Origin of the sequence: Sphingobium sp. (assembly GCF_035511395.1) — a bacterium.
In the GTDB taxonomy this organism is placed as follows: domain Bacteria; phylum Pseudomonadota; class Alphaproteobacteria; order Sphingomonadales; family Sphingomonadaceae; genus Sphingobium.
The window spans coordinates 1-9,846 of the sequence record NZ_DATKFP010000447.1 but is presented as its reverse complement, the minus strand read 5'-3'; the positions used below and the strand labels follow the sequence as shown (position 1 = coordinate 9,846).

Annotated in this window: 10 protein-coding genes; 3 read left to right on the top strand and 7 right to left on the bottom strand. The window is 59.5% G+C overall.

Annotated features, from left to right (window positions below; genetic code table 11):
• Together VMR39_RS30040 and VMR39_RS30035 are read right to left on the bottom strand one after the other, a co-directional pair.
• Positions 1-2,396 (bottom strand): S8 family peptidase (locus tag VMR39_RS30040; protein ID WP_325422168.1); only part of this gene is annotated, 2,396 nt, incomplete at its 3' end.
• Positions 2,356-3,690, bottom strand: coding sequence for an AAA family ATPase (locus VMR39_RS30035; protein ID WP_325422166.1), 1,335 nt, complete (start codon positions 3,688-3,690; stop codon positions 2,356-2,358). The genes VMR39_RS30035 and VMR39_RS30040, both read right to left, overlap by 41 nt.
• A gap of 843 nt (positions 3,691-4,533) precedes the next feature.
• On the opposite strand from VMR39_RS30035, the gene VMR39_RS30030 reads away from it, so the two are divergent.
• Entirely contained in the window at positions 4,534-4,683 is a 150-nt protein-coding gene (locus tag VMR39_RS30030) for a hypothetical protein (protein WP_325422164.1), read from the top strand.
• A gap of 2 nt (positions 4,684-4,685) precedes the next feature.
• Here the strand turns inward: VMR39_RS30030 and VMR39_RS30025 are convergent, their stop codons facing one another.
• Complete coding sequence (locus tag VMR39_RS30025; RefSeq protein ID WP_325422162.1) at positions 4,686-4,970, bottom strand: hypothetical protein; 285 nt, start codon at positions 4,968-4,970, stop codon at positions 4,686-4,688.
• On the opposite strand from VMR39_RS30025, the gene VMR39_RS30020 reads away from it, so the two are divergent.
• Both VMR39_RS30020 and VMR39_RS30015 read left to right on the top strand, forming a co-directional pair.
• Positions 4,969-5,526: a hemerythrin domain-containing protein gene (locus VMR39_RS30020; protein ID WP_325422160.1), complete on the top strand. Its 558-nt coding sequence runs from the start codon at positions 4,969-4,971 to the stop codon at positions 5,524-5,526. The genes VMR39_RS30025 and VMR39_RS30020 overlap by 2 nt on opposite strands.
• Before the next feature lie 55 nt (positions 5,527-5,581).
• Positions 5,582-5,779, top strand: a complete 198-nt coding sequence (locus VMR39_RS30015) for a hypothetical protein (RefSeq protein ID WP_325422158.1) — start codon at positions 5,582-5,584, stop codon at positions 5,777-5,779.
• 1,197 nt (positions 5,780-6,976) lie between these two features.
• Here VMR39_RS30015 and VMR39_RS30010 read toward each other — a convergent pair.
• The 4 genes from VMR39_RS30010 to glf form a co-directional block, all read right to left on the bottom strand.
• Complete coding sequence (locus tag VMR39_RS30010) at positions 6,977-7,960, bottom strand: SDR family oxidoreductase (protein ID WP_325422156.1); 984 nt, start codon at positions 7,958-7,960, stop codon at positions 6,977-6,979.
• Complete coding sequence (locus tag VMR39_RS30005) at positions 7,957-8,604, bottom strand: DUF4142 domain-containing protein (RefSeq protein WP_325422154.1); 648 nt, start codon at positions 8,602-8,604, stop codon at positions 7,957-7,959. Before VMR39_RS30005 ends, VMR39_RS30010 begins: the two co-directional genes overlap by 4 nt.
• Complete coding sequence (locus tag VMR39_RS30000) at positions 8,601-8,801, bottom strand: hypothetical protein (RefSeq protein ID WP_325422152.1); 201 nt, start codon at positions 8,799-8,801, stop codon at positions 8,601-8,603. The genes VMR39_RS30005 and VMR39_RS30000 overlap by 4 nt, the downstream gene beginning before the upstream one ends.
• 53 nt (positions 8,802-8,854) lie before the next feature.
• The coding region (gene glf / locus VMR39_RS29995) for a UDP-galactopyranose mutase (protein WP_325422150.1) at positions 8,855-9,846 on the bottom strand (992 nt) is incomplete at its 5' end.

Genomic DNA, 9,846 nt, shown 5'->3' with positions numbered 1-9,846 from the left:
TGGTCCTTTTCACGCTGGATATGGATCGGCATCGTCGCGCCATCCTCGAAGTTTCCGATTCGGGCATTTCTCCAGCGCCTGTGGATGACCGTGCCACTCTCCGACTGGCTGTTGGTTGGCTGGCTGTTCATGGTCGCAACGCCAAATGCGCCGAGGTCTTCGCCGCTCAGCGCGTTGATCTTGAGCTTGATCGCACGATAGGAGAGGTGTCCGGGTCGGACGGGCGCGAGCCAGGCAAGGGTCGCGCGGACTTCGCGGTGGCTGGGGCTCCCGGCCAGAGCGATCGGAACAGGCACGTTGAAAACCGTCGACCCTTCCAGTCCCAGCGTGCCGGTGGCCCACATCGTTGCGCGATCTGAAGCGCAGGCGATCGCATCTTCAGGGTCGACAAAGCCGTAGCCCAGATGGCGGCAGAACTCCCGTCGCCAATGCTCATGATTGAGGTTCATCTGCGGATCGACAATCGGCCTTATAAACTGCTCGACATCGCGCCAGGACGCGCAATGAACGATGAGCGCCTTCACCAGCGCTGCCTTGTGCCCGAGAGCCATGGTGTCGATTAGCCGAGGATAGGCTCGCTCAAGCGCGTCATGAATTCGGTGCGCGGTATGCGTTGCCAGAGCGTTTGCGCCGCTGGTTCCTATGGTGAAATGCGTGCCGGTTGCGGCATCCCCAGAGGGAGCAGCGACCTTTAGACCCCAATGGCGGCTCGGATTGGGATGACTGGCCATCACAAGCCCTTGTGCCATCGGGTCGAAACGGACAGGCTGGCGCCCTCCGGCAAGCAGGATGTCCGGTTTGGTGCTGCGCCGATACCCAAGACCGAGGCGCGAGGAAATGTTGGGCATCTCCTGCTCAGCATAGGGCCCAAACGGACTGGCGCCTCCAAATGCCTCGGCCACCGCGTCCCGGTGCCAGGATCCGATCGTCAGCGAATTGAGGCTATCAGCCGGGGCGAGAAGCCGTCGATCCGCCTTGACCGCATCGAGCGCCCGCAGAACGCTTCCGTTGCGGTCTGTCGCTTCTGCGGCATGGAAAGCGGGGCCGTCAGCATAGCCTTCAAGAGCGAGGCTCCCGCCGACATTGGCCGCGCTTACAAGGAATAATATGCCATATTGATAGGCAAGATAGTCGAGCGCCTTGCCCCATGTGGAAATCTTGCCGGCAAAAGGTCGCGTCGTGTCGCCCAGCGAAAGATTGACGATAAAGACCTGTGTTCCGCCCTCGGCCCGCATCTGCATGACCGCTTCTACCATCGTATCGATAACGAGTCGATCGTCCGCGAAAATCTCGGCGCCAAAATCGGGCGCGTACATAACCGGACGAAAATAGACCCGGCGCGAAATGGGCGAAGGCGGGTCGTTGAGATCGCCATGTATGGCGAGGGAAGCCATCGCCGTTCCATGGATGCGCTGACCCACGGCGCGCGCCTCCAGATTTGCCGGATCGTCAGTGACCAGGCGACCGGCGAGAAGTGGATGCGCCTGCAGGGGCACCGCGTCGAAAATGGCCGCAATGGGCTCAGCATTGACCGGTAGCGGATTTATGATGTCGATCGGCAGACTGTCCCCGGCTTCGAGCGGAACCCCAACGCTTTGGGGCACGATCGAGGCGATTGGGTCAACACCTGCCAGCGAATCGGGATCAAGCGCGCAAACCCGAAGGACTTCTGCGGCAGGCACGTCGACCAGGAGGGCATGATAGGAGAAAGTGGGATGAGCCGAACGATGGATGACCTGTCCCCCGCTCGCAATCACTGCCGCGGCGACCTCCTGTTCCGCTTTCTGCCGCGCATCTGCCGAAGCGCGAAACACCAGCTCGATCTCGATACGGACTGGATGATCGTCAGGAGCACCATCGACCATCGCCTCGAAATATTCCCGGTTTTGCGGCGACACGCGATCTGCCGGGCCCCAGGGTCGGACGCTCCGAAGCTGAAGGAATAAATCGCGCCAAGGCGTGTAATTCCGAGGAACAGTGCCAGTGGCCTCCCAACCATTCCATAGCGAGAGAATTTCTTTCAAGGCCCCCAACTGGGGCACGAGCAGGTAGAATTCCGGGTTCTTGTCGTGCTCGTCGGCCTCCAGCTCCTCCGCGCCGGTAAATTCGAGACCGGCGATTCGGCTCACAGCCCGCGCGAAATTCGAAACCGATCCAGTGACTTCAAACACCAGCAATCGTTCAGGCGCGAGCGAATCGGGGTTAGCGCGCAGCGCAAGCGTCGGATTGTCGCCATCCAGCACGTCGCCCAGCTGCTTGAAGAACGGCCCATGATTGGCGACCTGCGCCGCTCTCGTGAAAGCTCGGGCTTCACCTCCGCCTCCAACCGACGGGCGCCGCAGTGCTTCAGTGGGATCATTCAGGCGAAGGAGCGGCTTTCCCAGATCGTGCGGCATTTACCTCGTTCGTCCCCACTCTTGTCGCCCACAGGTCGAGCTGTTCCTTGAGAATGTCCTTGATGCTCCGGCCACCCAGCGAAAGAATATGCTGGCGGCGGACAGTCTGGCAGAATTCCAGCGTTTCAGCGTAGCTGATTTCGCCAAGCCTGCTGGCGACTGTGGACGCGCGCGTACCTGCCGGTTCGGGCCAGATGTCGAACTGACGCTGCAGAAAGACAGCCAGGGCTTCGGTCGAGGGCTGCGGGAGGCTGAGGCGCAACTGAAAACGGCGCCAGACCGCTCGGTCGAGAAGCTCGGCGTGGTTGGTAGCTGCGATCGTCACGACATAGCTTGGGAGCTGATCGATTTGCATGAGGAGGAAGGAGACGACTCGTTTGATCTCGCCAGTCTCATGAATGTCGCCCCGCTCTTTCCCGATCGAATCGAACTCATCGAAAAAGAGGTCGCACGGAACGGTCCGGGCATAATCGAACAGTCGCGCCAGACGGGTGTTTGTCTCGCCGAGATACGAGCCGACCAGTGCGTCATAGCGAACCGTGAAAAACTGGACCGCGAGCGCTTCAGCGACGGCCTCTGCAACCGATGTTTTCCCGTTGCGCGGAGGCCCCGATAGCAGGACACGGTGACGAGGCTGCATCCCGTTGGCCCGCAGGAGCACCCCACTCGCGTTCAAACAGGCACGATAAAGATGGCAAGGCGGCAGATTCCACCATTCAAAATCATGCATGACCGTATCGAACCGTGCCACGAGATAGGGGCGAATTGCCGTGCGCATCTGATAGGCTAGGAAACTACCAGACGGGCGCAGAAGGCGCGCACTGGCGTCGACAATGCGGCGCGCCTCCGCCTCAGACAGCGTTGAGAAGGGCAGACCAGACAGGATGCAATCGATGTGATTAATTCCCCGCGCCGCGAGAATCGCGTCTAGATCGCTGGCCGAACCGGTGACCACGATGAGGCGGGAATCGCCGCCAAGGGTGCGGCGCAGATGCTGGGTGAAGTCGGAACTGGTATCGATTGCCAGCAGTGTGGCATCTGGGCGGAGGTAGCCAAGAGCCGTAGCGGTGAAAGCGCCAGTGCCCGGCCCGAACTCGACCATGAGATTTATCGCGTTCCAGTCGACACTGCGGAACATACGCGAAACCATTCGCTGGGAAGCAGGGAAGGACGACCCGACCATGCTGGGATGGCGGAAGAACGTCCGCGCCGCGATCCAGAAATCTCTCAGCCCGCTTCGACGGGCCCCGACGACGCGTTTCTCCCTCGCGAGGTGACGTCTTGCTTCGACCATATGATCCTTCCTTGCCAATCCGGCCATCGACTTAATCGCGCGCCGCATCGCGAAGTTTCAGGGTGGGTGCTAAAATCGTCCTGATCCAAATTACTCGTTGACGAGAAGGCCGTTCTTCTCGCCCAACTTTAGCTTCGGGTGCGCAATATCATTGCGTTGCGTTGCACTGTCGCGGTGCGGACGGGTGACAGCGCCCGGAGCGGGAAAGACTATGCTCAGATCATTCCGGCCGACTGAGCTTTTCGGGTGCGTCCACGCCGGTTCGACGCGCCGCTAACTTCGGCGTCGCCATAACGACGATCGTAGACGACAACCCCTAGCCTCGCATTCGGGCTAGTTTAAAGCCATAGGCCGGAGTGGGCCTGCCGCCCAAGTGGGCGAGACCGAAACACTCGCGATCCATGAACTGACGACCGACGCGCACAAAAAAGGCGCGATCCTCGTCCCGAACGGCAAGGTGCTGGGGCAATGAGAGATTATTGACAAGAAGTAGGGACGCGGCTGAGCTTCGCGCGGACGGAAGCGCTCGCGCCGCTGTCTTCCGACGCACCCCGTAGAACCGATTTTGGCACCAAGCTTGCCCAGGGCAGGATATCCTATGGACCTGGCGGGTCAAGCCGCGATGTCATCTCGAATATCCCTTGCAGGAAGGCACAAGCGTTCTCGCCCCCCGCCCTGCTGGCACGTGTAAAGGCATAGTCGATATGATGGGGCAGGCCGTTATGACAGTATAGCGGATGCTGGTGGTTGAGGATTATTATTATCTGACCTCCGACCTGGCGGGGGCCGCTGAGAGGCGCGGAAGCCGCAGTGATGGGATCTTGCACGACCGAGACGGATGCTTTGGTCGAAATCGCCGTGATCTCGCGCACCGCGGTTCGCGAGACGAATGGCCGTAGCGGTGGTGCTTTCGATTTGGCCGGCGATATCAGGCGGGAAGGCGTGCCGTTTCTATTTATCACCGGCTATGATCAGGATGTGATGCCGCGATAACTTCAAAGCGTGACCCGGTTGCGCAAGCCCGTCAAATCCGGAGCATGGAAAGCGCCCGGATAAAGGGCCTGCATCTGCGCTGCCGCGATCTGTGCATCCACTGGAGAAATAGTCTCGAAAAATATTTGTTGATCCACGTTATCAGCGAAAATGATTTCCGCATGTTTCCGGCGGCTCGGCATGATGAGCGCAGATAGAATGCGAAATCCGATGGAGCCTTGTCCATTTCCTTGAGTTGAGATCGCACAGGCTGCGCGTGCAGCCTTATCAACGATGGAGATGATCATGGCCGCAACACAATCCCCGTCCAAAGCGCCTGCTAAAAGACCGGCGCGTTCGTCGGCTAAGAAAAAAACGGGCTCTCGCAGCGGCCGCAAAACGGCGCGCGCCGCATCGAAGCCGGCGGACGCGATCAAGCTGCTGAAGGACGATCACAAGGAAGTGAAGGGCTGGTTCAAGCAATATGAGGATCTGGAAGACGATGCGGAAAAGCAGGCGCTGGCCGACAAAATCTGTCTGGCTCTGACCGTTCATACACAAATTGAAGATGAAATCTTCTATCCTGCGGTTCGAGAGGCGATTGACGATGACGACCTTCTTGATGAAGCGGAAGTCGAGCATTCGAGCGCCAAGCAACTGATCGCTGAAATCCAGTCGATGAAGGCCGGCGACAATCTCTTCGATGCCAAGGTGAAGGTTTTGGGCGAATATGTAAGCCATCATGTCGAGGAGGAAGAGTCAGAAATGTTTCCGGAAAGCAGAGACAGCGATCTTGATCTTAAGGCTCTGGGAGCAGAACTCGCCGCACGCAAGGCGGAACTGATGAAACAAACCATTCAGTAAACTGGGCGCCCGGACTTTCACAGGGAGCCCGGGCGCCTGAACGAAGGAGATCGACATGAACGATGAAACACAGCAGAGCAAATCGTCTGAAGACCCCGCCGAAGGACGCAACGAAGTGCCGCCACCTGAAAAAGGATCTCCCGGACAAGCGACGGAAGAGGTGGACGAAAACGTGGCAGAAAACGTCGAAGAGGGCGATGATGACGATCCAAACCCGCTGGCGCCCCCCATCAACACGCAGGCGGGCAGCTGACAAACTGCGATATTCAGCGTTCTGACCAAAATTTTGCCATCAGCCCGACTATCTCCGGGCTGATGGCCGATCGACTGTCATCTGAACGCAATAGCCTTCAGCCTGCTTGAACATGGGGTGTAACCCCTAATAGCCGAATACCGGGAACACTTGTTTAATCGATGTCAAAAAAGCAGCGCGTGAACTGAGCTAATGGCTGCACGACAATGTTTCCGGGAGCGGATATATGAGTGCGACAGCCGACGCCGACAATCTTTTGCAACGTTCAAAGCAGGAATCGAACAAAGCGCGGGAAGCGATGAGCGCCGGAGCGGGTACCGACGTGATTTACCTCCACCGTAAGAATGCCGTTCGCTTTTATGCTCAGGCTATGTCCGTCCTGCGAAGGACCGCCGCCGCTCACTGACTTACTGCGTGCGGAGGCAAATCGCTCCAATATGACAAATTTTCTATGCATGCCGACAGCGCCATACGCTCGGCATGCTTATAGCAGGCCTTGTCAGTTCCTCGCCGAATATGCCGGGATTGATTTTATCATTACGCAGCGAAAAACGGCGCAGGTCCGCCAGCGCCACGAGTCGGCTGCTAAGCCCATCCTGGCCAACGATGATCGCGCTGCGGTATAAAGCAGGAAGCGCCCGTTTAGCGCCTGGCGGTAGAGCGCTTCCCGCTATGGCCAGACTGACCCCGCCGCTTTGAACATACCCGCCGTCCCGATAAGTGGAGCCATTTTCGTCCATCACGAATGGAGAATTGGCGACGATCAGGTCGAACTCGCGCAGGGTGGACTGCAGGCATCAGCTAACGACCGCCGCCGCGCATCTCAGTCGCTGTCTTCGTACTGATCGATCCGCGACAGCGGCAGCCGGTTTGTCGGCCACTGCTCTGAATCGCCCGGAAGAAGCTAAATGCGGATCATCAGCTGCCGAGCGAAGGAGTTGGGAACGCGACACTACTTCGCTCAATGACCATCTGCCTCGGCGCACGGCGTGCATCAAGCCCGCCGTCAGACCATGTCCGGACGCATACGTCCCGGCGGAGACGACTGCGTTCGGGATTGGTTGGTAGTACAGAAGCTATTGGTTTCGCCGGGACGGCGGCTCAACGGGTTTGACCTGCAACCGTTCCGGCGCAAGACCGGGAGAACAACTTCAACTAACCTTGATCATCGCGTTTCCGTTGGCAATGATAGCAAAATTATTTTGAGTTAGCGCCGCCTTGTTTCGTCGCCATGCTTGCGGCCAGCAGACCAAGTATAAGCATGCCGGTCGCCAGAGTGATCACGACGGTTTTCCGCTGCTTCGGCATCGGCTGTCGAAAGCCGCCATCGATGCCCCGCCCGCCTTCAGGCGGGTCAAACAGATTTCCCGCCGCGGGCGGCGCCCCATCCGCCTGCGCGAAGTAACGCTCGAACATCGCCTTCGCGATCCGGCTCGGCCATGAAGGCGCAATCCAATGACCCAGCCGCGCCGCCCAGGTCGGCAACCCCAGATAAACGCTATTGCGCGGACGGTCCGCCAGCGCGAGGATGGTCGCCGCGACCGATCGCGGGTCGAGAATCATGGAGGGCGCGCTTAGCGCCTTGCCGGTGTAATTGCCTGCATGGCGGATGGCGGGCGTATCGATAAAGGCGGGATAGACGTCGCAAATATGTATGTCCGGCCAGTCGGACAACTCTGCCCGCAACGCTTCGGTAAAACCGCGCAGTCCGAATTTACTGGCGCCGTACGCGGCGGAAAAAGGCGTGCTGGCCAAACCGCCCAGAGAAATCATGTTGACGAAAATGCCCCGGCCCTGCGCGATGAAGATCGGCAGCACAGCGTGGGCATCGTTCATATGGCCGATCAGGTTGGAGCGGATGGTCCGTTCATGCGCTTCCGCCGGCACGTCCACATACTTGCCTACCGCGCCCACGCCTACATTGCTGAACCACAAATCGATGGTTCCGCAAAAGGCGCGCGCGGCGCGGGCCAGTTCCCGCACGGCCGGCGCATCGGCCACATCCAGCGACAACGTCAACACCTGCGCGCCCGCTCGGCGGCAGTTTTCCGCGACCTCGTCCAGCGCCAGCCTGTCGCGCGCCGCCAGAACCAGCTTCCCGCCCCGCGCGGCAAAGGCCTCCGCCGTGGCCTGTCCGATCCCGCTCGACGCGCCGGTAATGACGATGCGGCTGCTGGTCATTGGCCCGCCGGGATCGGTCTCGCAGTGGGGCCGAATTTGTCGTCCAGCGCCTGCGCCTGTTTGCGATGGGCGGCGATGACCGCAACCGTCTCTGCCGCCAGCTTCTTCAATGCCGGATGATCGCCTCGCCCAGCATAGCTGCTCTGCAGGTTGAACGCCTCTTGGTGCGCCGCTGCCTGCTGCCCGACATAGACGCTGTCGAACTCCCGATCGCCCGCGCTGTTAAGCTGCCCCCCCATCGCCTGCCGACGCGGATCGATATTATGCGGGATGGCGATGTTGACCGGATGATCCGCCACGAAGCGCCTCAGCGTTTCACTGCTCTTCTGATGATCTTCGATCATCATCCGGGCAAAGGCCTTCACCTCCGGCGCGTGGGTGCGAACCATGGCGATCTTTCCGGCCTCTATCTCATACATGTCGCCGATCGCCGTTTGCGGAATATAGAAGGTGGTCGTCACCGCATCGTTCGGACCGGAGACGCCTTCCGGTTTTGACCCTTCATAATGTTTGGCCACCGTAGCACTGCCATTGGCGGCGCCGCCCTGGTCAGCCACACCATGAGTCTGGTCGCATCCCGCCATGATCAGCGTGGCAAGGCAGGCGGCCAGGCCGTGCATCAGCCGTTTGTTCTCGCCCGTCACGGCTGCGTTCCGTTTCCGCCCGTACCCGGCGCACCGACTCCCGGAATGGCGTCTGGCCCGCCGCCGTTGCCCGCTTCGTTGATGGCGTCCTGCTGATTGACGCGGCCTGGGAACCGGCCATTCTCATCGCGGGCTGCCGGGCTGCACGCGCCGAGCAGCGCCGGGACAAAAAAGGATATTGTCAAAAGCCGTTTCACCAAGGCTCTCCTTCCCGAAGGCTTTAGCCGCCAATGCACCTATTCTGGGCCCTTCAGATCGCGACGGGCCGCGGCTGAACCGCGGATCCGCTCTTCGAAACGTCCGCCATCTGCGCCTTTGTCATGCGACGGTATGTGGCCAATGCCTGTCCCACCACCTGATCCATATTATAGTAGCGATAGGTGGCGAGCCTCCCGACGAAACTCACATCCGTCTGCGTCATGGCCAACGCTTCATAGCGTTTGAAAAGCTCCTGATTTTCAGGACGGGGGATGGGATAATAGGGATCGCCCTCAGCTGAGGGAAATTCATAGGTGATGCTGGTCCCCGCCACTTGCTGGCCGGTCAGATGCTTATACTCGGTGATGCGCGTGTAGGGCACGTCCGGCGCGGGATAGTTGACCACCGCGACAGGCTGGAACTGATCAACGTCAAGGTTGACATGCTGAAATTGCAGGGAACGATAAGGCAGCTTGCCGAAGCGGTAGCCGAAATATTCGTCTATAGGTCCGGTAAAGACCAGATGATCATGGGGATAGGCGTCGCGCGCCTCGCAGTAATCGACGCCCAGCAATATCTCGATATTGGGATGATCCAGCATGTTTTCGAACATGCGGGTATAGCCGTTCAGCGGCATCGCCTGGAATTTATCCATGAAATAGCGATCGTCGTCACTGGTGCGCGTCGGCACCCGCGCCGTCACCGCCTTGTCCAGTTCGGAAGGATCAAGTCCCCATTGCTTGCGGGTATAGCTCTGAAAGAATGTCTCATAGAGCTTCCGTCCCACGGCGGAAATAACAACATCTTCGGAGGTGCGGACGACCGACACCGGCTCCGCCTGCGCCGCAAGAAAGGCCGCCGCTTCTTCCTCCGTCTTCAGATCGAGGCCATAAAGGCTGTTGAGCGTCGTCCGGTTGATCGGCATCGGCACCTGCAGATCGTTCACCGCCGCCAGCACCCGGTGCTCATAAGGCCGCCACCGGGTGAAGCGGGAAAGATAGTCAAATATTTCCTGCGAATTGGTGTGGAAGATATGGGGGCCGT